The sequence below is a fragment of the Enterobacter cloacae complex sp. 309I3 genome, from assembly GCF_050031595.1.
Lineage (GTDB): Bacteria > Pseudomonadota > Gammaproteobacteria > Enterobacterales > Enterobacteriaceae > Enterobacter > Enterobacter cloacae.
In genome coordinates, this window is record NZ_JBLGWI010000001.1 from 4,846,152 (window position 1) to 4,871,480 (window position 25,329).

The 25,329-nt window shown below is 55.7% G+C and carries 26 protein-coding genes; 9 read left to right on the forward strand and 17 right to left on the reverse strand.

Annotated elements, in window-relative coordinates:
* The first annotated feature begins 41 nt into the window (after nt 1-41).
* Together fucO and rhaM are read left to right on the forward strand one after the other, a co-directional pair.
* The gene (gene fucO, locus ACQG22_RS23195; protein ID WP_020686896.1) at nt 42-1,190 is read left to right on the forward strand and encodes a lactaldehyde reductase; all 1,149 of its coding nucleotides are present in this window, start codon (nt 42-44) and stop codon (nt 1,188-1,190) included.
* Nucleotides 1,187-1,501, forward strand: coding sequence for an L-rhamnose mutarotase (gene rhaM / locus ACQG22_RS23200; protein ID WP_013099341.1), 315 nt, complete (start codon nt 1,187-1,189; stop codon nt 1,499-1,501). The genes fucO and rhaM overlap by 4 nt, the downstream gene beginning before the upstream one ends.
* Here rhaM and ACQG22_RS23205 read toward each other — a convergent pair.
* The 4 genes from ACQG22_RS23205 to ACQG22_RS23220 form a co-directional block, all read right to left on the reverse strand.
* Nucleotides 1,489-2,766, reverse strand: coding sequence for an MFS transporter (locus ACQG22_RS23205; protein WP_129252938.1), 1,278 nt, complete (start codon nt 2,764-2,766; stop codon nt 1,489-1,491). The genes rhaM and ACQG22_RS23205 overlap by 13 nt on opposite strands.
* A 44-nt stretch (nt 2,767-2,810) precedes the next feature.
* Nucleotides 2,811-4,934 (reverse strand): alpha-galactosidase, encoded by a 2,124-nt coding sequence (locus ACQG22_RS23210; protein WP_369706737.1) that lies wholly within the window; start codon nt 4,932-4,934, stop codon nt 2,811-2,813.
* Nucleotides 4,935-5,038: 104 nt separating this feature from the next.
* Entirely contained in the window at nt 5,039-6,133 is a 1,095-nt protein-coding gene (locus ACQG22_RS23215; RefSeq protein WP_369706738.1) for a LacI family DNA-binding transcriptional regulator, read from the reverse strand.
* A complete protein-coding gene (locus tag ACQG22_RS23220) occupies nt 6,052-6,600 on the reverse strand; it encodes a helix-turn-helix domain-containing protein (RefSeq protein ID WP_013099345.1) in 549 nt (182 codons plus the stop codon). The genes ACQG22_RS23215 and ACQG22_RS23220 overlap by 82 nt, the downstream gene beginning before the upstream one ends.
* Before the next feature lie 101 nt (nt 6,601-6,701).
* Between ACQG22_RS23220 and ACQG22_RS23225 the strand changes: the two genes are divergently transcribed.
* Both ACQG22_RS23225 and ACQG22_RS23230 read left to right on the forward strand, forming a co-directional pair.
* A complete protein-coding gene (locus ACQG22_RS23225; protein ID WP_058660926.1) occupies nt 6,702-7,361 on the forward strand; it encodes an AzlC family ABC transporter permease in 660 nt (219 codons plus the stop codon).
* Nucleotides 7,361-7,684 (forward strand): AzlD domain-containing protein, encoded by a 324-nt coding sequence (locus ACQG22_RS23230; RefSeq protein ID WP_058660924.1) that lies wholly within the window; start codon nt 7,361-7,363, stop codon nt 7,682-7,684. Before ACQG22_RS23225 ends, ACQG22_RS23230 begins: the two co-directional genes overlap by 1 nt.
* Nucleotides 7,685-7,723: 39 nt before the next feature.
* Here ACQG22_RS23230 and ACQG22_RS23235 read toward each other — a convergent pair whose 3' ends face one another.
* The 6 genes from ACQG22_RS23235 to fdhD form a co-directional block, all read right to left on the reverse strand.
* Nucleotides 7,724-8,314, reverse strand: coding sequence for a hypothetical protein (locus ACQG22_RS23235; protein WP_336340757.1), 591 nt, complete (start codon nt 8,312-8,314; stop codon nt 7,724-7,726).
* The gene (locus ACQG22_RS23240; protein WP_038985300.1) at nt 8,305-10,734 is read right to left on the reverse strand and encodes a fimbrial biogenesis outer membrane usher protein; all 2,430 of its coding nucleotides are present in this window, start codon (nt 10,732-10,734) and stop codon (nt 8,305-8,307) included. Before ACQG22_RS23240 ends, ACQG22_RS23235 begins: the two co-directional genes overlap by 10 nt.
* A 20-nt stretch (nt 10,735-10,754) precedes the next feature.
* Nucleotides 10,755-11,438 (reverse strand): fimbria/pilus chaperone family protein, encoded by a 684-nt coding sequence (locus ACQG22_RS23245; protein WP_369706739.1) that lies wholly within the window; start codon nt 11,436-11,438, stop codon nt 10,755-10,757.
* Nucleotides 11,439-11,512: 74 nt separating this feature from the next.
* Complete coding sequence (locus ACQG22_RS23250; protein WP_013099351.1) at nt 11,513-12,211, reverse strand: DUF1120 domain-containing protein; 699 nt, start codon at nt 12,209-12,211, stop codon at nt 11,513-11,515.
* Nucleotides 12,212-12,618: 407 nt separating this feature from the next.
* Nucleotides 12,619-12,831 (reverse strand): DUF1471 domain-containing protein, encoded by a 213-nt coding sequence (locus ACQG22_RS23255; RefSeq protein WP_013099352.1) that lies wholly within the window; start codon nt 12,829-12,831, stop codon nt 12,619-12,621.
* Between the two features lie 114 nt (nt 12,832-12,945).
* Entirely contained in the window at nt 12,946-13,782 is an 837-nt protein-coding gene (gene fdhD / locus ACQG22_RS23260) for a formate dehydrogenase accessory sulfurtransferase FdhD (RefSeq protein WP_369706740.1), read from the reverse strand.
* A 383-nt stretch (nt 13,783-14,165) separates the two neighbouring features.
* Between fdhD and fdnG the strand changes: the two genes are divergently transcribed.
* Genes fdnG through fdhE form a run of 4 tightly spaced genes read left to right on the forward strand, consistent with a single transcriptional unit; the run spans nt 14,166 to nt 19,689 of the window.
* Nucleotides 14,166-17,216: a formate dehydrogenase-N subunit alpha gene (gene fdnG, locus ACQG22_RS23265; protein WP_086527976.1), complete on the forward strand. Its 3,051-nt coding sequence runs from the start codon at nt 14,166-14,168 to the stop codon at nt 17,214-17,216.
* A 12-nt stretch (nt 17,217-17,228) separates the two neighbouring features.
* Nucleotides 17,229-18,131, forward strand: coding sequence for a formate dehydrogenase subunit beta (gene fdxH, locus ACQG22_RS23270; RefSeq protein ID WP_014833793.1), 903 nt, complete (start codon nt 17,229-17,231; stop codon nt 18,129-18,131).
* Complete coding sequence (gene fdoI / locus ACQG22_RS23275) at nt 18,128-18,763, forward strand: formate dehydrogenase cytochrome b556 subunit (protein WP_013099357.1); 636 nt, start codon at nt 18,128-18,130, stop codon at nt 18,761-18,763. The genes fdxH and fdoI overlap by 4 nt, the downstream gene beginning before the upstream one ends.
* Complete coding sequence (gene fdhE / locus ACQG22_RS23280; RefSeq protein WP_029882351.1) at nt 18,760-19,689, forward strand: formate dehydrogenase accessory protein FdhE; 930 nt, start codon at nt 18,760-18,762, stop codon at nt 19,687-19,689. Before fdoI ends, fdhE begins: the two co-directional genes overlap by 4 nt.
* Before the next feature lie 42 nt (nt 19,690-19,731).
* Here fdhE and ACQG22_RS23285 read toward each other — a convergent pair whose 3' ends face one another.
* Both ACQG22_RS23285 and ACQG22_RS23290 read right to left on the reverse strand, forming a co-directional pair.
* Nucleotides 19,732-20,022: a helix-turn-helix domain-containing protein gene (locus ACQG22_RS23285; RefSeq protein WP_013099359.1), complete on the reverse strand. Its 291-nt coding sequence runs from the start codon at nt 20,020-20,022 to the stop codon at nt 19,732-19,734.
* Nucleotides 20,023-20,334: a hypothetical protein gene (locus tag ACQG22_RS23290; RefSeq protein WP_013099360.1), complete on the reverse strand. Its 312-nt coding sequence runs from the start codon at nt 20,332-20,334 to the stop codon at nt 20,023-20,025. It lies immediately after the preceding gene.
* A 229-nt stretch (nt 20,335-20,563) separates the two neighbouring features.
* Between ACQG22_RS23290 and ACQG22_RS23295 the strand changes: the two genes are divergently transcribed.
* Nucleotides 20,564-21,481, forward strand: a complete 918-nt coding sequence (locus ACQG22_RS23295) for an alpha/beta hydrolase (protein WP_114519389.1) — start codon at nt 20,564-20,566, stop codon at nt 21,479-21,481.
* A gap of 12 nt (nt 21,482-21,493) precedes the next feature.
* On the opposite strand, the gene fabY is transcribed toward ACQG22_RS23295, so the two are convergent.
* The 5 genes from fabY to ACQG22_RS23320 all read right to left on the reverse strand — a co-directional run bounded on the left by fabY (nt 21,494) and on the right by ACQG22_RS23320 (nt 25,308).
* Nucleotides 21,494-22,435 (reverse strand): fatty acid biosynthesis protein FabY, encoded by a 942-nt coding sequence (gene fabY / locus ACQG22_RS23300; RefSeq protein WP_013099362.1) that lies wholly within the window; start codon nt 22,433-22,435, stop codon nt 21,494-21,496.
* 44 nt (nt 22,436-22,479) lie between these two features.
* On the reverse strand, nt 22,480-22,917 hold the full coding sequence (gene dtd, locus ACQG22_RS23305) for a D-aminoacyl-tRNA deacylase (RefSeq protein ID WP_013099363.1): 438 nt from the start codon (nt 22,915-22,917) through the stop codon (nt 22,480-22,482).
* Nucleotides 22,914-23,795, reverse strand: coding sequence for a virulence factor BrkB family protein (locus ACQG22_RS23310; RefSeq protein ID WP_013099364.1), 882 nt, complete (start codon nt 23,793-23,795; stop codon nt 22,914-22,916). The genes dtd and ACQG22_RS23310 overlap by 4 nt, the downstream gene beginning before the upstream one ends.
* The gene (yihX, locus tag ACQG22_RS23315; protein ID WP_013099365.1) at nt 23,789-24,388 is read right to left on the reverse strand and encodes a glucose-1-phosphatase; all 600 of its coding nucleotides are present in this window, start codon (nt 24,386-24,388) and stop codon (nt 23,789-23,791) included. The genes ACQG22_RS23310 and yihX overlap by 7 nt, the downstream gene beginning before the upstream one ends.
* Nucleotides 24,389-24,507: 119 nt before the next feature.
* Nucleotides 24,508-25,308, reverse strand: coding sequence for a DeoR/GlpR family DNA-binding transcription regulator (locus ACQG22_RS23320; protein WP_369706741.1), 801 nt, complete (start codon nt 25,306-25,308; stop codon nt 24,508-24,510).
* Nucleotides 25,309-25,329: the final 21 nt, after the last annotated feature.

A 25,329-nucleotide genomic window follows, 5' to 3' on the forward strand; every position in this document is an offset into this window, starting at 1 on the left:
CGCTGACCGGACGGTCCGGGCGATAGTTAAGGAGAATTATCATGAGCTTTATGTTGGCACTGCCAAAAATCAGCCTGCACGGCGCGGGCGCTATTGGCGACATGGTCAGGCTGGTGGCGAACAAACGGTGGGGCAAAGCGCTGATTGTCACTGACGGCCAGCTGGTGAAGCTGGGCCTGCTGGACAGTCTGTTTACCGCGCTGGATGCGCACCAGATGTCATATCAGCTGTTTGACGCGGTCTTTCCCAACCCGACGGAGGCGCTGGTGCAAAAAGGCTATGCAGCATACCGGGACGCGGAATGTGATTATCTTATCGCCTTTGGTGGCGGCAGCCCGATTGATACCGCCAAAGCGATTAAAATCCTCACCGCCAATCCGGGTCCGTCCACCGATTATTCCGGCGTCGGCAAGGTGAAAAACCCGGGTGTGCCGCTGGTGGCGATCAACACCACCGCAGGCACGGCGGCGGAGATGACCAGCAACGCGGTGATTATTGACTCCGCGCGTCAGGTGAAAGAGGTGATCATCGACCCGAACATCATTCCGGATATCGCCGTGGATGATGCCAGCGTTATGCTGGATATTCCTGCGTCCGTCACTGCCGCAACGGGAATGGATGCGTTAACCCATGCCATTGAAGCCTATGTGTCCGTTGGCGCGCACCCGCTGACCGATGCCAACGCGCTGGAAGCAATTCGCCTGATTAACCTCTGGCTGCCCAAAGCGGTCGACGACGGTCATAACCTGGAAGCACGTGAGCAGATGGCGTTTGGTCAGTATCTGGCGGGCATGGCGTTTAACAGTGCTGGCCTCGGCCTCGTGCATGCCCTGGCGCACCAGCCGGGCGCGACGCACAATCTGCCGCACGGCGTGTGTAACGCCATCCTGCTGCCGATCGTTGAAAACTTTAACCGCCCGAACGCCGTAGCACGGTTTGCTCGCGTGGCGCAGGCGATGGGCGTCGACACGCGCGGCATGAGCGACGAGGCGGCCAGCATGTCAGCGATTCAGGCGATTCGCGACCTGAGCGCCCGCGTCGGCATTCCGTCCGGCTTCAGCCAGCTTGGTGTCACCAAAGCCGATATCGAAGGCTGGTTGGATAAAGCCCTCGCCGACCCGTGCGCGCCATGCAACCCGCGCACCGCCAGCCGCGACGAGGTGCGCGAGCTGTATCTGGAGGCATTATGATCCGCAAAGCCTTTGTGATGCAGGTAAACCCGGACGCGCACGAGGAGTACGCGCGTCGCCACAACCCCATCTGGCCCGAGCTGGAAGCGGTGCTGAAGGACCACGGCGCGCACCACTACGCTATTTATCTCGACCGGGAACGTAACCTGCTGTTTGCCACCGTAGAGATTGAATCGGAGGAGCGCTGGAACGCGGTCGCGAATACCGACGTCTGCCAGCGCTGGTGGAAACACATGCGTGATGTAATGCCGTCGAACCCGGACAATAGCCCGGTGAGTACCGGGCTGGAAGAGGTGTTTTATCTGGACTGACTGGTTAACGCTGCCGCGCCCGCGGCAGCGGCTATCTCCTGCCTGCTGCTCAGCGTAAACGCCGACACCACCGTAATTGCCAGCACGAAGCAGCCCAGCATCAGATACGTCTCCTGGAAGCCGATCCGGTCATACATATTTCCGGCAAAGGCGGAGAGGAAAATGGCCGCTGACTGTTTGGCAAACTGGAAGCCAATCAGATAGATAGTGGCCGAGAGTCGCGTATCAAACACGCCGGTGATGTACTTGAATGCCCCCACCAGCAGGAACGGGACTTCCAGGGCGTGCAGCATTTTCAGGGCGATGACCTCCACGGCGGTGGTGGCAAACGACGAGCCGATGATGCGCGTCGCCATAATCAACCCGGCGATCAGCAGCGTATTTTTCGCCCCAATACGGTTAATGATCCACGGCGAGCAGAACATGATGATGGCGTTACAGATCTCCCCCGCCGTCGTCGCGAAACCAAAGGCGCGAGTGCCCTCCTGCGGCGTGGCGAAGAAGGTTTTGAAGAAGGTGGCGAACTGCTGATCAAAAACGTCATAGACGCAGGCCACGCCAATCACGTACAGAATAAACATCCACATTCTGCGCTGACGGAACAGGTTAAAGACCGTTTTCGCGGTGATCTGCGGCAGGTTGGCCCCCAGGGCATTCATCACCTGTACCGTCTGATTGGGCTTCGGCTTTGCGACCACCAGCAGCAGCATCAGCAACAGCGCCGCCGCCGATCCCATCCAGAAAACGTATGACGGATCGATACCAAACAGGATGCCCCCCGTTGAGGCGCACAGCCCCCAGCCAAGGCAGCCGAACATGCGCGCCTTGCCGTATTCAAAGGCGCTGTTGCGGCTCACGCGTTCGATATAGGCCTCAATCGCCCCGGACCCGGCCGAGAAAACAAAGCCGATATACAGCCCGCCGCTCAGCGCGCCCAGCCAGATGTTGGTTTTCAGCAGCGGCGCGAAGACGTACAGGAAGAAGGGCGCGAACAGAAACAGCAGTACAGAGATAATCCACAGCAGATGCTTTTTCAGCCCCAGCTTGTCCGAAATCACCCCCAGCACCGGCTGGAAGGCGATAGCCGACAGCGAAATGCAGGAGAAAACAATGCCGGTATGGGTTTTGTTCAGGCCGATGATGTCCGACAGCCAGATAGGCAGGAACGGAAAGCAGGTGGCCATGATGAAGAAGTAGAGAAAGAAGAACAGCCCGAAGATCCAGAAGTTAGGGTTGTCTTTGTGGGTACAGGTTGTTGTGTTCATTATTTTTATCCTCAACGGAGGGCCAGTTTCCCGGCCCGTCACCCTTACACGCGTTCCACACCAATCAGAATGGCGGTTTCCGGATCGAGAATCGGCAGCGCAATACCCGCCTGCATCAGCCACTCACCGTTCACCGTTTGCGGTGTCTCAATCCATGCCGGCAGCTTGCGCATGGTGTGCCCGCCCTCTCCCGTAATCTGAATATTCGGGTGATCGAGCAGCGAGATACGGTACTGCGCGCTGGCCTCCAGCCCCGGCATGCGCAGCGGCATCATCAGGGTATAATCCGGCATCGCGAGCTGGCTGATGATAAACAGCCCCTGCGACTTATCTTCGCTCACGATCCCCTGCGCCAGCGTGGTAGCGTCCGGCATATCCACACGCCACTGGATGCCGTGGTGGATCACCTCGCGCCACTGCTTGTGCAGCGCAGCGTAATGGCGATAACCTTCGCGCTCTTTCTCATCGACAGTGAGCGGATCCAGCTCCAGCCCCATATGGCCAAACAGCGCCGTCAGGCCGCGGAAGGCAATGCTGTGCTGGCGAAACGTCGCGTGGCATTTATGATGACCGATATGCGCGCCCATCACCTCCGGCGGGAAGAAGTAGCTCATGCCGCGCTGAATAGCGTTGCGCTCCAGCGCGTCGTTGTTGTCGGACACCCAGAAGCGATGGCAGCGGGTCAGCACCTCGTAATCGATTCGTCCGCCACCGGAGGAGCAGGATTCAAATTCAATATGCGGGAAACGCTCGCCCAGCACATCTAAAAGTCGATAAAACTGGCGGGTCTGCGCGTCGGCGGCGGCTCTGCCGTTATGGCCAGGCTGCACCAGCTCGCGGTTCATATCCCATTTCACATAATCAACCGCATGCTCGCCCAGCAGCCAGCTCATGCGCTCCACCAGGTAATCAAACGCTTGCGGAATGTTCAGGTTGAGCACCAGCTGGTGTCGTCCGGTCGCCTGCGCGTATCCCGGCAGCGCCAGAACCCAGTCAGGATGCGCGCGGTAGAGATCGGAATCCGGGTTGATCATCTCCGGTTCAATCCAGATGCCGAACTCCATCCCGAGGTTTTTGACATGGTCGATCACTGGCCGCAGGCCGTTCGGGTATTTTTTTTCATCCAGATACCAGTCGCCCAGCGCAGCATGGTCGTCGTTGCGCCCTTTAAACCAGCCGTCGTCGATGATAAAGCGTTCCACACCCAGCGCGGCCGCCTCGTCAGCCATACGCATGATGTAGTTCGGATCATGGTTGAAGTAGATCCCCTCCCAGGTGTTGAGATGGACCGGACGCGGTTTGTTTTCCGGGAAACGGATGATGTTGTCGCGCAGGTAGCGGTGAAACTGCTGGCTCATCCCGTTCAGCCCGTGCGCGGAGTAGCTCGCATAAAGGCGTGGCGTCCAGAGCGTTTGTCCCTCTTCCAGCGTCATCTCCCCTGGCAGGTAGAGCGCTTCCGCTTGCAGATAGCGACGGCCATCGGTTTTGGCTTCAGCGCGAAGGCGATGGTTGCCGCTCCAGCCCAGATGCACACCCCAGACATCGCCGTGCATTTCGCTGAACGACGGCGTGCCTGAAATGAGCGCCGGGAAGTGTTCGTGAGACGTTCTACCCCGGCGGTTCTCAATCACAAAGCTGTCATGCTCCAGCATGACGCGGTGCGGCTGGAATTCACGGATCCAGCGGCCATGAAACGCCATCACCTCCCGGGCGCGCTCCGCCACGGGCAGCGTGACGGCAAAACGGTCCACCTGCCACGCCTGCGATTTCAGGTTGGTTACGCCGTGCCGCACGACCAGCACGCCGCTGGCGTCCAGCGCCAGCTCGCTGGTCAGGCGCAGGCCCGCGTGTTCATCTTCTGCCGTTATCGTCAGGGTTTGTCCCTGCTGCTGCACGTCGGTGGTGCTGAAAACCGGGGAACCATCCAGCCCCTGCCGGTGCCCCTCAATGCCGGGTGAACCAAACAGGCCGTGTCCAGGTTCAGCCATCAGCGTAACCGGGGAATCCACGTCAAGCCTGCCGTTAGCCACCGGGCGTGCGAGCGTAGCGGCATCCTGCGGCGAAAAGTGCTGAAGGTGCGGCCCCCAGTAGAGAATTTCGGCAAACGGGTGCGTTTTTATCACCACGTCCACCGTGTTGCTTACGAGTCGAAAAACGGAATCTTGCATCAGACATCTCCTGTCATCGGGATGTCCTGAGTGTTGATCCGAAACGTTTCGGATACAAACCAAAACGTTTCGGATCTGTGATCGGGTTTGGAATTTTGCGTGGTTTACGCCGTCTGGCCTGGGGAGAATTCCGGCTGCCAGAGCACCTGAAGTTTGTCGATGTCGTCGCCATTAATCAGCTGGCGCACCATATCGGCAATCTGCTTCCCGACGCCCTGACGGGTAGACTGGATCACCGCCGCCACGTCGATATCGACGATGCTGTCCTGGGGCAAACCGTCGTAGACCACCAGCGATACGGCATTCTCACCGGTTAAACGGCCAAGCTGTGCCAGCGCCATTGCCGCGCCGTCGCCGTGGGTATTGCAGTCGGTGATGATGGCCGTGGGGGGTTGCGGCAGAGAGAGCAGCTCTTTTGTTGTGGCGTAGCCGACCCGGCGGGAAGGCGGCATGGCGCGCAGCCACTCGCTGGACAGCCCGGCTTCACGCAGCGCATCCAGATACCCCTGGCGACGCTGGGTGATGAACGCCTGGTTGTTACTTTCGCCGAGCAAAGCAATACGCTGATGGCCTTTTTCGCTCAGCCAGCGGGTGGCCTGATACGTACCGGCGTAGTTGTCAAAATCAAACCACGCGTAGGGCTGCGGCAGCTGACTGCGTCCGAGAGCCAGAAAGGGGAACCCGGCAGCCTGAAGCTGCTCCAGGCGCGGATCGTGATCCAGCGTGTGCGCCACAATCAGCGCATCCACGCGACGGCTTTGCACCATGCGCATATAGCTGTGTTTATCGGCCAGATCGTCATCGGCAATCAGCAGGAGATCGATTTCATGTCGCGCCAGTTCGTGGCTAATTTCGCCGACCATGTCCATAAATACGCTATTATTGAGCGGAACAGGATGTACCGGGAAAACCAGCCCCACCGCGTCGATCTTGCCCATCTTCAGACGACGGGCAAAGGTATTGGGCCGATAGCCGCGTCGCTGGGCTTCCGCTTCCACGCGGGCGCGCGTCTCGCTGGAGACGTCGTCATATCCGTTGAGGGCACGACTGACGGTGGTAACCGAAAGCCCCAGTTCTTTGGCGATAGCTTTAAGCGACATGCGTTTCCGTTTCCTGGTTAATTTTGTTCCGCCACCAGTAGCGCGTAGGTGTCTGGCTCCAGGGCCTTGAAGATATGCGGCTCGTCGGCGGGATAGCAAATGTAATCCCCTGCCTCCAGCACCTCCGCGGCATCAAGCAGACCGACCAGTGCCCGGCCCTGGGTCACAATAATATGTTCAACCGACCCCGGTGAATGGGGCTGGGAAATACGATCGGCACCTGGCTGGGTGATGAGCAGGTAGACATCGCGCCGTGCGCCCGGGGGGCATGCCGCCAGCAGAATGGCTTCGTAATTGGCCTGCCCGGCGACCACTTTTGTGCCTTCACCGCGGCGGATCACCTGCGTGGTCGGCTGCTGCGGCTCCAGCAACCGTGCAAAGGGAATATCCAGCGCCACACATAGCGACCACAGCGTCTCAAGGCTGGGATTGCCATTGCCGGACTCCAGCTGCGAAAGTGTGGATTTGGCGATACCGGCACGGCGGGCAATTTCCGCCAGTGAAAGTCCGGTTCGCAGGCGTTCTCGCACCAGACTTTTGGCGATCACGCTGATTGGCTGCGTCATAAACGGCCTCTTGTTCTATAAATCGAACGATTCGTTCATCTTGTAAACCGAATCTGATCCGTTCATTATAATGGATACACGTTCGATATGGCTAAAATTGTATGAAACGTTCTCTCTCTTGCCTGAAAGGCGACACCATCAAAGCAATTATCCTCGTTTGCCTCGCCGTTGGCGTGGTGGGGATGTCATACGGCTCGCTGGCGATGGCCTACGGTTTCCCGCTGTGGGTACCGTTTGTACTGTCTATTACCGTGCTGGCGGGGGCCTCGGAGTTTATGTTTATCGGTATCGTGGCGAGCGGGGGTAACCCACTGGCGGCGGCCGCGGCCGGGCTGCTGGTGAACGCCCGCCATGTGCCGTTTGGCGTTACGGTGCGCGAGCTGGTGGGTAAACGCGGTTTAAGTTTTTTGGGCTGCCACATCATGAACGACGAAAGCGTGGTGTTTGGGCTGTCGCAAAAAACCCCGGAGCAGCGCAAAACGGCCTACTGGCTGTGCGGCCTGGGCGTTGCCATCCTCTGGCCGCTGGGTACCCTGCTGGGTGCCATGGTCGGAAAACTGTTGCCGGCCCCGGAAACCATCGGGCTGGACGCGGTATTTCCGGCCATTTTGCTGGCCTTAGTGGTTCCGGCGTTTAAAAACCGCACCACGCTTATCCGCGCCTGCAGCGGCGCCACCCTGTCGCTGGCCGCCGTACCGTTCGCTCCGGTGGGCTTACCGGTACTGCTCTCTTTACTCGGTCTCGCCGCGAGGAAAAAATAATGGAAAACATGACCCTCTTTATCCTCGGTATCGCCATTCTGTCAGCAGGGACCTATCTGATGCGTCTTGGCGGGGCGAAACTGGGTAGCCGACTGGCGCTGTCCGAGCGATCTCAGGCGCTGCTGTCGGATGCGGCAACGGTGTTGCTGTTTTCCGTGGCGCTGGCGACCACCTTCTATGAAGGGGAACATTTCGCCGGGATGGCGCGGGTGCTGGGCGTGGCGTTTGCGGTGTTTCTGGCCTGGCGAAAAATGCCGTTAATTGTGGTGATCGTGGTGGCGGCGGTCGTTACGGCGCTGCTGCGTCTGGCGGGCATGGCATAAAAAAGCCCGACAGCACGCGTCCGTCGGGCAAGGCGGCGTTTACTGCGCCGCGAGGGTAACGTAATTCACCGTCAGCATTTCTTCGAGTTCCGCCGTGTTGCCGGTCCTGAACGCGTTATCGTTGAGATAAGTGACCACCGAGAGCGTAACGACCAGCTGTTTTCCCGCCACCTCGCTGCCGTTCACCGCCACAAGCGACGTATCCGGTGGCAGCGTAACCTCCGCTGCACCCGCGGTGACCTGCGCCGCGCCGCGCGGCACGGCCGCCAGCTGCACGGCACCATTATCCATGCGGGCCTCTTTCGCCGTGATTTTCAGCACCCCGTTGTCGCTAAAGCGATACGCTTTATTTCCACGGGCCGGGCCGTCCACCTGCAGACGGATCTTGCGCGCGTCCGGGCAGATCACCGACACCTGGATCTCACGTTCTGACGAGGCATAACCCCGGTACGTTTTTCCGCCAATATCCGTGCTGACCTCGCGCATCGCCTCCCGACGTAGCAGACCATTATTGATACTCTTTACTGACGAAACCACCTGACACTCTTCTTCTGCCAGGACGAAGGGAGCATGGCTGAGGGCGACGCAGGCCAGCAGCAGTAAGCACGTGCGATGAATAATCAGAGACATTTTCCGTTTATCTCCTCGTAGAATTGAGTGGGATCCGCTTCCGGCAAGGTGAAACTCAGCGTGCAACGGCCAGTATCCTGCTTCGCATACAGCGTCTGGCTGGCGGAAATATCATTTAGGAAAATGATGCCGTCTTCCGGTGCAGAGGTGATGTACTCCCCTTTCCCGTTCACGACAGAGACGCCTTTCGGTAACGGCGTACCGTCCGCGCGCGTAATGTTCAGCAGCACGCGGCGCTGGCTCAGCGTGGTGAACTTCCAGTGAGCAAATGCTCCGTGGGAGGCCTTCAGCGACGCATGACCGTTGCTGACGTCCACATTGCCCGGCAGGCTTTGGGTATCTATTTCAACCGTACTTTCGCTGAACGGTGTCAGGGCGGGCACAACCGCTCTGCCCCATTTGTCCGTCCAGACATTACCGCGCGGGGTACCTATCGCCACCCCGGCAACGGGCTTGTCCAGCGCCACTACCGCATAGGTATCTGTTACCGGATAAGGTGAGAAGGTGACGCCATCACCGTGCGCGACAATGCCGCCGCTCAGCGCGATCGAGGAGTTACGGTTACTTTCATTGTCACCGCCAATCCCCAACGCGAGCGTGGTGTAGTGCAGGTTACTGTTCAGCGAACCATCCCAGTTGGTTACGCTGTCATCGTGATCCTGAGAGACGCCCACCGTGTAGGTGTTTTCATCGTTAAATGACCCCATGGCGCGGGTCCCGTAAGAGGCTTTGCCCTCGTTTTCACGGTACCAGCTGTTGGTGGACACGCCGGTGCGGCCCAGCGGCACAGAGACGTTCACATAAAACATATCGCTGTCGCTGGTGTACTTATCACCGTGGCTGATGTCTGATTCCCAGTTTACGCTGACGTTAAAATAGCGGAACGACCGCGACCATGACGAAATGATGCGGCGGCTGTCGTATTCGCTGTTCCAGGTCTGGTTGTTGTAATAGCTCAGAGAGAAACGGCCCAGCGTCGGGTTCGACCAGCTCACGCCAACGTTGGTGTCGTATTTCGTGGTCGAGTAGTCATCGTCATCGCTGTATAACTCCTGCATTTCACGATACTTCGGCGTACCGTAGCTCCCGCCAAGGGACAGGCCGAGCCCCCACGGTAAGGCGTAGCCGAGATCCAGCGTGGTTTTGTTACCGTCGGTTTGCGAGAGGTTATCAATGGAGCCGAGAAAACCCAGCGAGGCATACATATGCTGCATCGGCACGGTGTCAATGTTGGCGGAGAAACCGTAATAGTGATTATCTGCCATCACCATGCCGGCGAGAAAGTTCATCCGGTTGTTAATGGACCAGCCGTTTGATGCGGCGACAATCCACGGCTGCGTAAAGTTTGTCTCCATGTCCTCTGCACGCCCGACGGCCAGTGAAAACCCCGGCGCGCGGCCCACGTGGTTGCTACGGAAGGTGCTGGCGGCAACCGTAAAATGGCTTTCGCTGCCGTCGGTTTCTGTCACCGTGACCTTTAAATCCGTGTTCAGGTTAGCAACCGGCACATCGCTTAAGGTGAACGGCCCGGCTGGCACCAGCGTGGAGAAGATCAGCTGTCCACCCTGGCGAATGTCCACGCGCGCCTGGGCGTTGCGGGCAATACCACTCACCTCAATACCGCTGCTGTAGCCCGGCAGGAGAGCGTTATCCGGCATCATCTGTACGCCATAGATGCCGGGGATACTGAAGCGGCTGTTGGCGATGTTAATTTGCCCCCCCTGCACCATCACGCCGTAGTCGGTAAAAGTGCGCTGTGCATAGGTGTAGAGCGAGTCGCTCTCGAACGACATGCCGCTGCCGTCGCTGATAAACTGCGAACTGCGCACAATCCAGTCGCCTGCGTTAAAGCCAAATTCAAACGAAGACTGAAAGCGATCGGACTTATCATCATCAAAGTCGTAATGGGTGCCAAACATGGAGTAGTTCAGCATAGCCGCGCGTCCGCCACGCACGTCAGCCACCTGGCGGCCACTTTCCGGGTTAATGGCCTCCGGCGGAACAACCAGTGAAATTTCGTCTACGTCTGGAGAAGTGACGACCGTTGCGTTTTTCCAGTACTGGTGAATTGAAGGGCACGTTTCACGCTTGAGTTTTTTATATAACCCGGCGGCGTCCAGAAATTCCCCATCAATACACGGAAGGCCTTCATCATTAAATTTCACGGGCATAATGCCGCGCTTTTTGCCGTTAATAAGCACGGTGACATTATGGTAACCCGGCATGAATCGCGGGGCGACGGCATAATAGTCAGCAATAGCCGGATCGAGGCCATTCTCTTTTAACGCCTGGGTATCGAAAAACGCTCTTGCCAGCTCCATAGTGGGCGCTGCCGTTGGCAGAATCTCTGCACGAATTCCGAATGCCACCGCGCTCAGGCAAAATGCCAGCACGCCTGTTTTACAGGGGGAAATTTTCATGGCCACTCCGTCGGGTATTATTATTTTACTTCAGCAACGTAAGAACTGGCTTTATAGCCAAAGCGGGTAGCAGGGTACATTTCTACCTTGTTATTCTGCCCGGATATTTTGTTTTCTGACGTCGCTATCATCGTCTGGCCGGGAAGGATATAGCTTTTGTCAAATTTGACCTTAATTCGTGACGGTAATAACGTGGCGTTTTGCTCCATACGCACCACATAAGGCGTATCGTTTACCACCGTCAGGTGGCCATTTTTAATCTGCCAGCGCAGATCTTTCCACGGCTCCATATTCACGTCGAGACCCGCCGGGTGAATAATGACCGGGAGATTCTGGCTGAACACCATTTTCACTTTATTCTGCTCTCGTTGCGGAATAGTGGAAAAAATGACGCGTTTTAAGTGTTCTGTTTTTAATTTTTCCGTGCTGTCTTTTAAGACAAAGCGGACACGCTGCGTTTTACCGGCATTTACACGCACCACCGGTTGAGTAACAATAACACCGGGTGTGGGATCATCCGGTAAATCGACAATACGGGTATAAAGAAGCTGGGCGGTATCGTCGCTATTTTTCACATCCATGCTCGCTCCCCGCTCTTCTTCGTTAATCAACAGCAGGGAAGTATCTGGCACCATACCGGCGGCAAATGTCTGCAACGACGAAAAGAGGCAAACGCAGAACAACGTTTTTTTAGAGAGAATCATAATATTAGTCCGTTAATATTGATGGAGACTGCTCCCCTAATCAGAGGAGCAGTGAATTATCAGCACTGTGATAATCAGAGGTAAACCAGCTCAACGTTGGTTAAACCGTCCAGCGTCACTTCATCCGTGACGTTTAAATCGTTGGTTGGGTTGATTGTGGCGCTCACAGCAACCTTAAAGTTGATCTTGCTTTCTGCAGAAGGCGCGCCACTCGTTTTATCTGAAGCAAAGGCATAAATTTCAGAATTGTCACTGTAAATTTGCATATAGTCGGCGCCTCTAACAACCCAGCCTTTTCCACCATCTATACTCGCCAATGGATAAAGCGGGTCCCCATTACTGTTAGTGTTTGCACCTTGAGTACGGAATAACGCTAATGCATAGGCACCAATTTTTTTATCGTTATACATTCCCAGACCAAACACAGTAGATGGCGAACCGGTAAAGCCATTACCCATTACGACTTTTTCAGTGGGTGAAGAGTCATCACGCGAATCGGTAAACTTCACAGCAACACGCGTGGCTTCTTCACAGGTAATGGCAACAGGAATTTCTTTCATTTCCGTCAGCGGGGTCATGCTGGTCGAGTTGAGTGAGGCAACCTTCATGGTACCAAAGTCAGCCACACCGCCACCGCTTGGGAAGGCTGGAGTGCATGAGGATGGAAGGATTTTACCTGTTACTTTAATATCAATGCTTTGTGCAGCCATAGCTGTATTAACCGACATGGCTAACGCTGTAACCAGCATTCCTTTTTTGATCAATGCGTTCATTCAATTTCCTTATTAAGGTGAAATACAAAAGAAAGCCAAATGCCAACATTTGGCCGAGGGTATCGATAAGCAATATTAATTGCCGGAAAATACCAGCATCAATAACCGCTATCAATTGTCTGACCCATCTTTAGGATTTAGACCTGAGGAATTCCTTAACTATTAAGATCAACTATTTGGAATATGAATGTAAATAGCGCCAGCGGCTTAAAAGCATTGAAGGGAATTATGTTATCGACAGTCTTATCAGACAAATTATTTAAGAGGGTTATTTAACGATAAGCGTTAAACAGGAATAACAATTGAGAAGAGGGGGGGGAAGTATCGCCTTTGCAAGCGAGAAGCAGGATGGCTTTATGTTTACACCTGTCCCCGCTCCGAAGAGCAAGGGACAGTGGCAACACAACTTATTTGTTCAGTTCCGCGGTCATATGTACGCGGTTACCAGAGAATGCCTGAGTAATTTTGTAAGAGGACGCGCCCGCTTCCTGAGCCTGAGCGGCGATTTTCGCTTCTGCGCCATCCAGCGTGGAGGCGGAAGCGGTGACAGTCTGTGCAGCGAAAGAACCGAATGAAGCAGCCAGAGCGATTACAGCGACAAAAGTTTTGATGCTTTTCATGATATAAACCCTTTCGTTAAGTTGTTTTGATAAGGCACCGTGCCTTGATGAGATAAATACTAGACCTCATGACCGACAACTAAAAGCGGAAGGATTTGCTAATATCATTCAAAATTACTGATCAACAATTAAACGCTGAGGATGCGTGTAAACGGTAGCCCTTCCCGGTTTGCAGAAGCCGACCAGCGTCAGGTTACAACGCTCTGCCACCTCTACCGCCAGCGTCGTTGCCGCCGAGACCGCAAACAGGATTTCGACGCCGCACATCGCAGACTTTTGCACCATCTCGTAGCTGGCGCGGCTGGAAACCAGCGCTGCGCCGTGCTGCCAGAGATCGCTCTCCCGCGCCCGACGCCCCATCAGTTTATCCAGTGCCACATGACGTCCCACGTCTTCATGCCCACCGGCGATGTCGCCTGATGGCAGAACCCATACCGCCGCATGCGTACAGCCGCTCAACTGACCAATGGGCTGCACGTCGTTGAGGTGGGCAAGCGCGTGGTCGAGGTTGGCCAGATTGAAGGTCTGCGTAAAGGGCAGCGGCGTGACCGGTTTGCCGATATCGTTCAGTTGCTCAACGCCACAGACGCCGCACCCTGTTCGCCCGGCCAACGCGCGACGACGCTCCTTCAGCCCCATAAAGCGACGACTGGAGAGTTCGATCTGCACTTCCAGACCGTTGCAGGCCTGAACCACATCCATGCCGTAAATGTCCTGCGGATGCGCAATGATGCCTTCCGAGAGCGAAAACCCGATGGCGAACAGTTCAAGATCTTTTGGCGACGCCATCATCACAACGTGCGAGATGCCGTTGTACACCAGGGCGACGGGAACTTCTTCCGCCAGAAAATCGGGCGTGGCGTGGGTAATGTGAGGGGGTCGATGTACCGACAGCGCCACAATGCCTGCTGGCAGCGGTGACGAGTGGGTAGCACGGTTTTGTTTAGACACAACGGTTTTCCTGAACAACCACGGAGGTGAGCCTGCTATTGCAGCATAAACCACAGGCCTTACGCATAGTATGGATCAACTTTTCAGCACCCAACCGCCTCAAGTTTACCTACTCATTCTGGAGAGGTGCAACCGGCGCCATGCTACACCCCTGTAACATGCGGGGTTAATAATGTGATTGATATCACACTTTATAATCAACACGGTGATAATACGTTCACTTTGTATTAACGCCATTGGAACAGGCGTACCGACATTGTGGTATTCTGGTGATATCCCCCGGAGAAATGAGGGATTAACGCAAATTTTTCTCCTTTGCGGTCATTATTCAACCGCGAAGTCAAAACTACATATGTAAGCAATGTCGAAACAAGGAGTGACCCATGCAGGTCAGCAGAAGGCAGTTCTTTAAGATCTGCGCTGGCGGTATGGCAGGCACCACGGCAGCGGCACTGGGCTTTGCGCCTGGCGTAGCGCTGGCGGAAACGCGGCAGTATAAACTGCTGCGCACCCGTGAAACCCGTAATACCTGTACGTACTGCTCTGTCGGTTGCGGGCTGTTAATGTATAGCCTCGGCGACGGTGCTAAAAACGCCAAAGCGTCTATCTTCCACATCGAAGGCGACCCGGACCATCCGGTCAACCGCGGCGCGCTGTGCCCGAAAGGGGCCGGTCTGGTGGACTTTATCCACTCCGAAAGCCGTCTGAAATTCCCGGAATATCGCGCGCCTGGCTCTGATAAATGGCAGCAAATCAGCTGGGAAGAAGCATTTGACCGCATCGCTAAACTGATTAAAGAAGACCGCGATGCCAACTTTATTGCGAAGAACGCCGACGGCGTGACGGTCAACCGCTGGCTCTCGACCGGGATGCTGTGTGCATCGGCTTCCAGTAACGAAACCGGCTATTTAACCCAGAAATTCACGCGCGCACTCGGTATGCTCGCGGTCGACAACCAGGCGCGTGTCTGACACGGACCAACGGTAGCAAGTCTTGCTCCAACATTTGGTCGCGGTGCGATGACCAACCACTGGGTCGACATCAAGAACGCCAACCTCATTGTGGTGATGGGCGGTAACGCCGCTGAAGCGCACCCTGTCGGGTTCCGCTGGGCGATGGAAGCCAAAATCCACAACGGTGCGAAACTGATTGTGATCGATCCCCGCTTTACGCGTACAGCGTCAGTGGCGGATTTCTACACCCCTATTCGTTCAGGTACTGACATCACTTTCCTGTCAGGCGTATTGCTGTACCTGATGACTAACGAAAAATACAACCGCGAATACACCGAAGCCTATACCAACGCCAGCCTGATCGTGCGTGAGGATTACCACTTCGAAGATGGCCTGTTCAGCGGTTACGATGCCGAAAAACGCAAGTACGACAAAACCAGCTGGAACTACGAGCTGGACGAGAACGGCTTTGCGAAGCGCGACACCACCCTGCAACACCCGCGCTGCGTGTGGAACCTGCTGAAAGAGCACGTTTCTCGCTATACGCCGGACGTTGTTGAGAACATCTGTGGTACGCCAAAGGCTGACTTCCTGAAGGTCTGCGAGCTTATCGCCGAAACCAGCGCGAAAGACAAAACCGCGTCGTTCCTGTATGCCCTCGGCTGGACGCAACACTCCATTGGTGCGCAGAACATCCGTACCATGGCGATGGTCCAGCTGCTGCTCGGCAACATGGGGATGGCAGGCGGCGGCGTGAACGCCCTGCGCGGTCACTCCAACATTCAGGGTCTGACCGACCTCGGCCTGCTGTCACAAAGCCTGACGGGTTATATGAACCTGCCAAGCGAGAAACAACCGGACCTGCAAACCTACCTGACAGCCAGCACGCCAAAACCGCTGCTTGAAGGCCAGGTGAACTACTGGGGCAACTATCCGAAGTTCTTCGTCTCGCTGATGAAAGCCTTCTACGGCGACAAAGCGACGGCGGAAAACAGCTGGGGCTTTGACTGGCTGCCGAAGTGGGACAAAGGTTACGACGTTCTGCAGTACTTCGAGATGATGCACCAGGGTCAGGTCAACGGCTACATTTGCCAGGGCTTTAACCCGGTCGCCTCGTTCCCGAACAAGAACAAGGTTGTCGAGTCGCTGTCGAAACTGAAGTTCCTGATTACCATCGACCCGCTCAACACCGAGACCTCGACCTTCTGGCAGAACCACGGTGAATCGAACGATGTCGATCCGTCAAAAATTCAGACCGAAGTGTTCCGTCTGCCATCAACCTGCTTCGCGGAAGAGAACGGTTCTATCGTCAACTCTGGCCGCTGGTTGCAGTGGCACTGGAAAGGTGCGGACGCCCCGGGCATCGCCATGAACGACGGCGAGATCCTGGCCGGTATCTTCTTACGCCTGCGTAAGATGTACGCGGCAGAAGGCGGCGCGAACCCGGAACCGGTTCTGAACATGACCTGGAACTACTCGACGCCGGAGAATCCATCCCCGGAAGAAGTGGCGATGGAGAGCAACGGTAAGGCGCTGGCGGACGTTATCGACCCGGCCACCGGTACCGTGCTGGCGAAAAAAGGCGATCAGCTCAGCACCTTCGCGCACCTGCGTGATGACGGCACCACCTCAAGCGGTTGCTGGATCTTTACCGGTAGCTGGACGCCGAAAGGCAACCAGATGGCCAACCGCGATAACGCTGACCCATCGGGCCTTGGCAATACGCTGGGCTGGGCTTGGGCATGGCCGCTGAACCGCCGCATCCTCTATAACCGTGCCTCCGCTGACCCGCAGGGCAACCCGTGGGATCCGAAGCGTCAGCTTCTGAAATGGGACGGCGCGAAATGGGGCGGCGTGGATATTCCGGACTACAGCACTGCCGCACCAGGCAGCGATGTCGGGCCGTTTATCATGCAGCCTGAAGGGATGGGACGCCTGTTTGCCATCGATAAAATGGCGGAAGGGCCGTTCCCGGAACACTACGAGCCGTTTGAAACGCCGCTGGGTACCAACCCGCTGCACCCGAACGTGGTCTCTAACCCGGCTGCCCGTATCTTTAAGGGCGACTTTGAAGCGCTGGGTAAAAAAGACAAGTTCCCGTATGTGGGCACCACTTACCGTCTGACCGAGCACTTCCACTACTGGACCAAGCACGCGCTACTTAACGCCATCGCGCAGCCGGAACAGTTTGTGGAGATCGGCGAGAAGCTGGCGAACAAGCTCGGCATTGCCCATGGCGATACCGTGAAGGTATCCTCCAACCGTGGCTATATCAAGGCCAAGGCGGTAGTGACCAAGCGTATTCGCACGCTGAACGTACACGGTCAGCAGGTGGATACCATCGGTATTCCGATTCACTGGGGTTATGAGGGCGTGGCGAAGAAAGGGTTCATTGCGAACACCCTGACGCCATTCGTCGGTGATGCTAACACGCAGACGCCGGAGTTTAAGGCCTTCCTCGTGAACGTGGAAAAGGTGTAACGGAGACGACTTATGGCTTATCAATCTCAGGACATTATTCGTCGTTCCGCGACTAACGGTTTCACGCCCGCGCCTCAGGCGCGGGACCACCAGCAGGAAGTGGCGAAGCTTATCGACGTTACCACCTGTATCGGCTGTAAAGCCTGTCAGGTGGCCTGTTCAGAGTGGAACGACCTCCGTGACGAAGTGGGTCACAACGTCGGGGTGTACGACAACCCGGCCGACCTGACCGCCAAGTCCTGGACGGTAATGCGTTTCTCTGAAGTGGAGCAGAACGACAAACTGGAATGGCTTATCCGCAAAGACGGCTGTATGCACTGTGCGGATCCGGGCTGCCTGAAGGCGTGTCCGTCAGAAGGGGCTATCATTCAGTATGCCAACGGCATTGTCGACTTCCAGTCCGAGCAGTGCATCGGCTGCGGCTACTGCATCGCGGGCTGCCCGTTTGACGTGCCGCGACTGAACCCGGAAGACAACCGCGTCTACAAATGTACGCTGTGCGTTGACCGCGTGAACGTTGGCCAGGAGCCAGCCTGCGTGAAAACCTGTCCAACCGGCGCCATCCACTTTGGCTCCAAAGAGGATATGAAAACGCTGGCGGCCGAACGAGTAGGTGAACTGAAAACCCGTGGTTACGATAACGCTGGCCTGTACGATCCGGCCGGTGTGGGCGGTACGCACGTCATGTACGTGTTGCACCATGCCGACAAGCCGAATCTGTATCACGGCCTGCCGGAGAACCCGGAAATCAGCGCCACCGTGAAGTTCTGGAAAGGCATCTGGAAACCGCTGGCAGCGGTAGGCTTTGCTGCCACTTTCGCAGCGAGCATCTTCCACTACGTCGGCGTCGGTCCGAACCGCGCGGAAGAGGAAGACGACAACCTGCATGAAGAGAAAGACGAGGTGCGCAAATGAAAAAACGTGACACCATCGTGCGCTACACCGCGCCGGAACGCATCAACCACTGGGTCACCGCCTTCTGCTTCATGCTAGCGGCGATAAGCGGGCTGGGGTTCTTCTTCCCGTCCTTCAACTGGCTGATGCAGATACTGGGTACGCCACAGCTGGCGCGCATCCTTCACCCGTTCGTGGGTGTGGTGATGTTTGCCTCGTTTATCATCATGTTTTTCCGTTACTGGCACCATAACCTAATCAATCGGGATGATATCTTTTGGGCGAAGAATATTCGTAAGATCGTCGTCAACGAGGAAGTGGGTGACACCGGGCGTTATAACTTCGGCCAGAAGTGCGTATTCTGGGCGGCGATTATCTTCCTGGTCCTGTTGCTGGTGAGCGGCGTGATCATCTGGCGTCCGTACTTTGCGCCTGCTTTCTCAATCCCGGTGATCCGATTCGCGCTGATGCTGCATTCATTTGCCGCAGTGGCGTTAATTGTGGTTATCATGGTGCATATTTACGCCGCCCTCTGGGTGAAAGGCACCATTACCGCGATGGTGGAAGGATGGGTAACCAAAACGTGGGCGAAGAAACATCACCCGCGTTGGTACCGTGAAGTCCGCCAGAAACAGGAAAAGTCATCTGAATGAGTATTCGCATAATCCCGCAAGATGAGCTGGGCTCGAGCGAGAAACGCACGGCGGAATATATTCCGCCGTTGTTATTCCCCAGACTCAAGAACCTCTACAACCGCCGTGCAGAGCGCCTGCGCGAGCTGGCAGAGAACAACCCGCTGGGCGATTTTCTGCGTTTTGCCGCGCTGGTTGCCCATGCGCAGGAAGTGGTGCTGTACGACCACCCGCTGCAAATGGATCTGACTGCGCGCATCAAAGAAGCCAGTGAGCAGGGCAAGCCGCCGCTGGATATTCACGTCCTGCCGCGTGACAAGCACTGGCATAAGCTGCTGCATTCTCTGATTGCCGAGCTGAAGCCCGAGATGAGCGGCACCGCGCTGGCGGTCATTGAGAACCTGGAAAAAGCCTCCGATCAGGAGCTGGAAGAGATGGCGAGCGCGCTGTTTGCCTCTGACTTCTCGCTGGTCAGCAGCGATAAAGCGCCGTTTATCTGGGCTGCGCTGTCGCTCTACTGGGCGCAAATGGCCAGTCTGATCCCCGGTAAAGCGCGCGCCGAATACGGCGAAGCGCGCCAGTTCTGTCCGGTGTGTGGCTCAATGCCAGTCTCCAGCATGGTACAGATCGGCACCACCCAGGGGCTGCGCTACCTGCATTGCAACCTGTGTGAAACCGAGTGGCATGTGGTGCGCGTGAAGTGTAGCAACTGCGAGCAGACCCGCGATCTGAACTACTGGTCGCTGGAAAATGAAGACGCGGCGGTAAAAGCCGAAAGTTGCGGCGATTGCGGAACGTATCTGAAGATTCTGTATCAGGAAAAAGACCCGAAAGTTGAAGCGGTGGCCGACGATCTCGCCTCGCTGATTCTGGACGCCAAAATGGAGCAGGAGGGCTTTGCCCGTAGCTCTATCAACCCGTTCCTGTTCCCGGGTGAAGGGGAGTAATCTCCCTCATTAGCCCGGCAAGCTACTTTGCTGTCGGGCTAATTAATCTGATAAAGCCGAAATAACGTGCTGTGGATCATTCGCAATTGCACGCAACAATGCCTTTGCGGGACCGGTAGGCGAACGTCGTCCTTGTTCCCAGTTACGCAACGTATCAACGCTGACTGAGATTAAGTTCGCGAATTTACTTTGGGACAACCCAGACGCCTGACGAATTTCTTTGATTTTCATCGCATCGATTTGAAAGGTGCGCGACGGCTCGCGTTTCCCCCCGACAATGTCATCCATCTGAGCTATGCTTTGTGTTAATCGCTCAAACAGCGCCTTATCCATTTACCACCTCTCGATCATCTTTTTCAGAATGGCTTTTTCTCTCGCGGACAGGTCATCTTTGATCCCTTTGCGATAGATGAGCAGCAATCTGATTTCAAACTCGTGGGTACGATGAAAATAAATAACCCTTACTCCACCGCGCTTTCCCCTGCCTCCTGAAAGCCAACGAATCTTTCGCAGCCCCCCGGTATTCTGGATCAGATCGCCATAATCAGGTTGTGTTGCCAGGAACACCTGGAGCTTATGGTATTCGTCGTCATCCAGTAACGTTTTGACGTCTTCTGTGAAGATATCCGTTTCAATGAATAGCATAAATTATACGCCATTGGCTTAGAGTAACACATCTCCAATGTACGTCAATGACGTACCCTTATGTGAGGTACGTTATTGAGTTTTCAGTAACATATCCATTTATTTCATTGAGTGAAGTTGGTTTCTGCGAGCCTTTTTCCAAATCTCTGGTTCTACTTAATTTGATTGTTTTCATCTGCTTTCATACAGGTTATAAGACTGTGCATACATACAGCAAAAGGACATCACCATGGCACTGGAAAAGGGTATTGATAAGCTTGTGCAGGATTTTATCGCTGCAGGCCGACCCGGCGCGCGTAAGCAGAGTATTGATGACCGGAGAGCCGGATATGTAGCCAGCACTGTACTTGCCGGCGAGACCGAAACCCGCGTGCAGGTTGAAACGCTTGTCATTGATGGCCTTACCTTTCGGGTATTCTCGCCTCTCAATGTCGCTGAAACGTTACCTTGTGCCCTCTACTACCATGGCGGTTGTTTTGTCAGCGGTGGGTTTGCAACCCATGACAATCAGCTCCGCCAGCTGGCATTTTACGGTCAGTGTCGGGTGATTGCGGTTCAGTACAGGCTGGCACCGGAGCACACCTTCCCCGCAGCGCATGACGATGCAGAGAGAGCGGCGGAGCTTGTCTGGCAACATGCAGAAAAAGTCGGCGTGGATAAAAACCGCATCACGCTTTGTGGTGACAGTGCAGGCGGCCATCTGGCGCTGGTCACCGCGCTGCGGCTCAAGGCTAAAACACAGTGGAATCCGGCCCAGCTTATCCTTATCTACCCTATGCTCGACGCCACAGCCAGCTTTGCAAGCTACACCCATAATGGGCAGGACTACGTTATCACGCGCGATACGCTGCTGAGTGGTTATGACATGTACCTGGCAGAGACAGACCGCCGGGACCCTGAAGCCAGCCCACTCTGGCGGGATGATTTCAACGGCCTGCCGCCGGTGCATATTATTACCGCCGAGTACGATCCGCTATGCGACGAGGGTCAGGCGCTTTATCAACATATGACAGAACAAGGGGTTATTTGCACAGCGCAGCATTGGCTGGGTGTCATCCACGGCTTCTTCCAGCTTGGCGGCGTCAGTCCATCAGCGCGAGATGTTCTTCGGGACATCGCCTGGCGGATCAACTCCGCCCGGCGATAACAACGGGGAACCTTACTCCTCCTCGTTCCCGCCCTCTTCATACGCGCCAAACGGCTTCGCAGGCAGAACGATATAGGTGCCTTCAAACACCGCGCCTGGGGTTTCATCGCCAAAGAGTTCAACCTGCATCTGTACACGGGCTTTGCGGCCGCGCGCCAGGCGGTCGAGATCACCCCCCAAAGAGCCGAGATCGGCCACGGCGCTCGGTTTGCCGCTTATGGGGGCGCTGTAGCGAATATGGGCATCAGCCAGAATGATCGTGCCGCCAAGGTGGCGTTCACGCAGCATCAGCCAGATAAGTCCCCAGCCGGTGAGCGTGGCGAGCGAAAACAGGCTGCCGGCAAATAGCGTGTGGTGCGGGTTCTGGTTGCCGGTTTCCGGCATGGTGGTAATGAATTTTTGCCCGGTGTACTGCTGAATACGCACCCCCATCTTTTCACTCAGAGGGATGTGCTGATACCAGGCCTGCTGAAGCTGTCCGCACCAGTCCGCGCGGTGGAGAATATCATCCAGCGTGGCGATGGGTTTAATCATCAAAAAGTGGCGAATCGGCGTGGTTTGCGGGGTCGTAATTTCCCCCTGATTAACAAAACCGAGTTTGGCGAAGAACTCAACGGCATCTTCGCGGGCGCTACAGGTCACGCGTTTAACGCCTTCCTGACGGGCCACTGACTCCAGGGTCATGGCCATCAGCGTACCTAACCCTTTGTCCTGCACGGAGGGATGAACCGCCATAAAACGAATAGAGGCTTCGTTATCGGCATTAATATACAGACGCCCGACGGCAACGAGGTTACCCTCTTCGTCCATCACCATCTGATGATGTGCCATGGCGTCCCAGGCGTCGCGTTCAGACCCTTTAGGCTGATGTAATGGCTTGCGCAGCATTTCCCAGCGGAACTGGTAATAGGCTTCTAACTCTTCTTCCGTTTGCGGTACTCGAAGGTGATACATAGCTGTACTCTCTCTTGTTACCCGCGGCCACGCCGCCAGTTGGCTCATACCTGGAGCCAGAATGTGACGGGGCCATCGTTCACCAGCGATACCTGCATATCTGCAGCAAATCGTCCGGTTTGCGTATTCATTTCCTGTTGGCGACAACGCTCAACAAAGTACTCGTAAAGCGCTTCTGCCCGATCCGGGGCCGCACCTTTTGAGAAACTCGGGCGCATGCCGCGTTCGGTATCGGCGGCCAGCGTAAACTGGGAAACCACCAGCACGCTTCCGCCCGATTGCTGGACGTTAAGGTTCATCTTGCCTTCCGCATCACTGAAGATACGGTAGCCCAGCACGCGTTCACATAAGCGGTTGGCTTTTTGTTCGTCGTCATCCTTTTCGACACCTAACAACACTAAAAGTCCTGGGCCAATTTCACCCGTCACCTCTCCCTCCACGGTGACGCTGGCACGGGTTACGCGCTGTATCAATGCAATCATGGTTGGTCTGCTTCTTGTTGTTTTTCAGCTTCTGCTGCTTTTTTAAGTTCGCGGTATACGCCGAGAGTGACAGTTATTTCCGCACCAAGCAAGACGATACACCAGGTCCAGTAAACCCAGACAAACAAAATGGGGATCACCGCCAGTACGCCGTAAATGAGCTGATAGGAGGGGAACATGGTGATGTAAAGGGCAAACCCCTTTTTGCCCAGTTCGAAGAGTACCGCTGCCACCAGTGCGCCAACAACCGCATCACGGTTCGGCACGCGCGTGGTCGGTACCACACTGTAGAGCAGCCAGAAAGAGAGCCACGATAAAATCAGCGGGAAGATACGCAACACGTTATCAATGGCACCGTTGAGATCGCTGGCCCAGCGCAGGGAGAGCAGATAGGAGCTAATCGCCAGGCTCGCCCCCGCCAGCAGCGGGCCGAGAGTTAAAATCATCCAGTAAACAGCAAAGGAGTAGACCTTCGGGCGGACTTTTTTACTCCGCCAGATCGTATTAAGCGCACTGTCGATGGAGTACATCAGCAGCAGCGCGGTGACGATAAGCCCGCACGCCCCCACTGCCGTCATCTTGCTGGAGTTTGCGACAAACTGTTCAATGTAGTTCTGGATCACATCGCCAGTGGCAGGAATAAAATTCGCAAAGACGAAGTGGCGCAGCTGCAGGCTGACCTCTGCAAACATGGGAAAAGCGGAAAAAAGAGCAAAAATAACCGCCACCAGCGGTACCAGGGAGAGCAACGACACGTAGGCGAGGTTACCCGCCAGCGTGGTCATGTTGTCCTCATCAATACGGTGCCAGAGGAGTTTTAGCCAGGCCCTGAGCGGGCGAGTATGGTGCGTGGCTTTTTGATGAACGGTTTTTAGCATAACTGCTTCGCAAAGTAGTTCGGTATCGTCTCTTTTCCGGTCACCAGAATTGACGTAATACCCAACTGGTTAGCTCCCTCTATATTATCGGCATTGTCATCGAAAAAGACCGCATCGGACGCGGAGAATCCTTCCGCTTGCAGTACCGCCTGATAAATCCGCGCTTCGGGTTTACGCATCCCCATCTCCTGCGAGAGGTAGATTTTATCTGCTGCAGCCTTAACTTCTGGATATTCCTCTGGCCAGAACGTGGTGTGCAGGCGGTTGGTGTTCGACAGCACGACGACCCGGTGACCCTGCTCGCGAAGTTTATGCATGATGTCGATAACCTCAGGGCGGATAGCGACAAATACAGCCTGCCAGCCGTGGGAGAACTGTTCGTAGCTTAACGGCAGATCCATTTCATGGCACAGACGTTCAGCAAACACTTCGTCGCTGATCTCACCCCGTTCATGCTGATGGAATGTCTCGCCCATGGCGAAACTCTGTTTCAACGTCGCCAGCGGGACACGGCTAAAATCGCTCCATGCGCCCAGCACCCGATTGAAATCGATATCGACGATTACATTTCCTAAGTCAAAGATATAAAGCATGTTTATCTCCTGCTCGCCGTGGAAAAGTAACTGTAGCGGGAAAGATAAGGTTTGGCTATGCGCCAGATTCAGCTTAAAGAAAGGAACGGCCCGAAGGGATTTTCGGGCCGTCAGAGAGGTTATCCAGCCTGCTGCTCGTCGCCTGTGCTGACTTCGACAACTTCTACCTTGCTGAATTTGAGATGATTATGTAGCGCAGAGCCGGGCAGTTCATTGGTAAAGAGCGCCGTTGCCTGCGCCACGTTGCCAATTTCCACGGCGGCAGAGGCGGTGTATTTCGTATGATCGGCCGCCAGTAAAATATGTCTGGCATGAGCCATCATCGTTTTCACCACGCTGGCTTCATTAACGTCAAACTCCATCATCGCGCCGTCGTGTTCAATCGCCCCCACGCTGGTCACCAGATAATCCGCCCGAAAGCCAGACACGAACGCCGTCGCCGCCGGACCGATAATGCCGCCGTTATGTGGACGCAGCGTACCGCCGGGCACCATCACCTCAAAACGCGGATTTTTATAGAGGATATGTGCCACCCGCAGACTGTTAGTGATGATACGCAGATGGTTATGGTTGAGCAGCGCACGGGCCACGTGCTCCACGGTCGTGCCAATGGTGATGAAAATAGTCGAACCATCAGGAATATAGTCTGCAATCGCTTCGGCAATCGCCCGCTTCTCTTCAGTCAGCGACACTTCGCGCTGCTCAAAGGCCGTGTTCACCACGCTGGATGCCCTGCCCGCACCGCCATGATGTCGCGTAATCAGTCCCTGTTCGCTCAGCTTGCGGATATCCCGGCGCACGGTTTGCGTCGAGACGTCCAGCAGCTGCGCCAGTTCATCAATGTTCATATATCCGCGATCGGCTATCAGCGTCAGCAGCTGATCGTGACGCGGGTTGCCGGTCAGTTCGGTAAGGCTCATGGGCTGTCCTCTGAAAACCAT

What these genes read in the sequence shown, in the direction of transcription:
- ACQG22_RS23235 (WP_336340757.1), bottom strand. Translation starts at nt 8,314, where the DNA reads ATGTCTCTGATTATTCATCGCACGTGCTTACTGCTGCTGGCCTGCGTC.
- ACQG22_RS23210 (WP_369706737.1), bottom strand. Translation starts at nt 4,934, where the DNA reads ATGCAAGATTCCGTTTTTCGACTCGTAAGCAACACGGTGGACGTGGTG.
- ACQG22_RS23220 (WP_013099345.1), bottom strand. Translation starts at nt 6,600, where the DNA reads ATGACGCAGCCAATCAGCGTGATCGCCAAAAGTCTGGTGCGAGAACGC.
- ACQG22_RS23290 (WP_013099360.1), bottom strand. Translation starts at nt 20,334, where the DNA reads ATGCTATTCATTGAAACGGATATCTTCACAGAAGACGTCAAAACGTTA.
- ACQG22_RS23230 (WP_058660924.1), top strand. Translation starts at nt 7,361, where the DNA reads ATGGAAAACATGACCCTCTTTATCCTCGGTATCGCCATTCTGTCAGCA.
- yihX (WP_013099365.1), bottom strand. Translation starts at nt 24,388, where the DNA reads ATGCTTTATATCTTTGACTTAGGAAATGTAATCGTCGATATCGATTTC.
- fdoI (WP_013099357.1), top strand. Translation starts at nt 18,128, where the DNA reads ATGAAAAAACGTGACACCATCGTGCGCTACACCGCGCCGGAACGCATC.
- fucO (WP_020686896.1), top strand. Translation starts at nt 42, where the DNA reads ATGAGCTTTATGTTGGCACTGCCAAAAATCAGCCTGCACGGCGCGGGC.
- ACQG22_RS23295 (WP_114519389.1), top strand. Translation starts at nt 20,564, where the DNA reads ATGGCACTGGAAAAGGGTATTGATAAGCTTGTGCAGGATTTTATCGCT.
- ACQG22_RS23310 (WP_013099364.1), bottom strand. Translation starts at nt 23,795, where the DNA reads ATGCTAAAAACCGTTCATCAAAAAGCCACGCACCATACTCGCCCGCTC.
- ACQG22_RS23250 (WP_013099351.1), bottom strand. Translation starts at nt 12,211, where the DNA reads ATGAACGCATTGATCAAAAAAGGAATGCTGGTTACAGCGTTAGCCATG.
- dtd (WP_013099363.1), bottom strand. Translation starts at nt 22,917, where the DNA reads ATGATTGCATTGATACAGCGCGTAACCCGTGCCAGCGTCACCGTGGAG.
- fdxH (WP_014833793.1), top strand. Translation starts at nt 17,229, where the DNA reads ATGGCTTATCAATCTCAGGACATTATTCGTCGTTCCGCGACTAACGGT.
- fabY (WP_013099362.1), bottom strand. Translation starts at nt 22,435, where the DNA reads ATGTATCACCTTCGAGTACCGCAAACGGAAGAAGAGTTAGAAGCCTAT.
- fdhE (WP_029882351.1), top strand. Translation starts at nt 18,760, where the DNA reads ATGAGTATTCGCATAATCCCGCAAGATGAGCTGGGCTCGAGCGAGAAA.
- ACQG22_RS23255 (WP_013099352.1), bottom strand. Translation starts at nt 12,831, where the DNA reads ATGAAAAGCATCAAAACTTTTGTCGCTGTAATCGCTCTGGCTGCTTCA.
- ACQG22_RS23240 (WP_038985300.1), bottom strand. Translation starts at nt 10,734, where the DNA reads ATGAAAATTTCCCCCTGTAAAACAGGCGTGCTGGCATTTTGCCTGAGC.
- ACQG22_RS23285 (WP_013099359.1), bottom strand. Translation starts at nt 20,022, where the DNA reads ATGGATAAGGCGCTGTTTGAGCGATTAACACAAAGCATAGCTCAGATG.
- ACQG22_RS23245 (WP_369706739.1), bottom strand. Translation starts at nt 11,438, where the DNA reads ATGATTCTCTCTAAAAAAACGTTGTTCTGCGTTTGCCTCTTTTCGTCG.
- ACQG22_RS23205 (WP_129252938.1), bottom strand. Translation starts at nt 2,766, where the DNA reads ATGAACACAACAACCTGTACCCACAAAGACAACCCTAACTTCTGGATC.
- ACQG22_RS23320 (WP_369706741.1), bottom strand. Translation starts at nt 25,308, where the DNA reads ATGAGCCTTACCGAACTGACCGGCAACCCGCGTCACGATCAGCTGCTG.
- rhaM (WP_013099341.1), top strand. Translation starts at nt 1,187, where the DNA reads ATGATCCGCAAAGCCTTTGTGATGCAGGTAAACCCGGACGCGCACGAG.
- ACQG22_RS23225 (WP_058660926.1), top strand. Translation starts at nt 6,702, where the DNA reads ATGAAACGTTCTCTCTCTTGCCTGAAAGGCGACACCATCAAAGCAATT.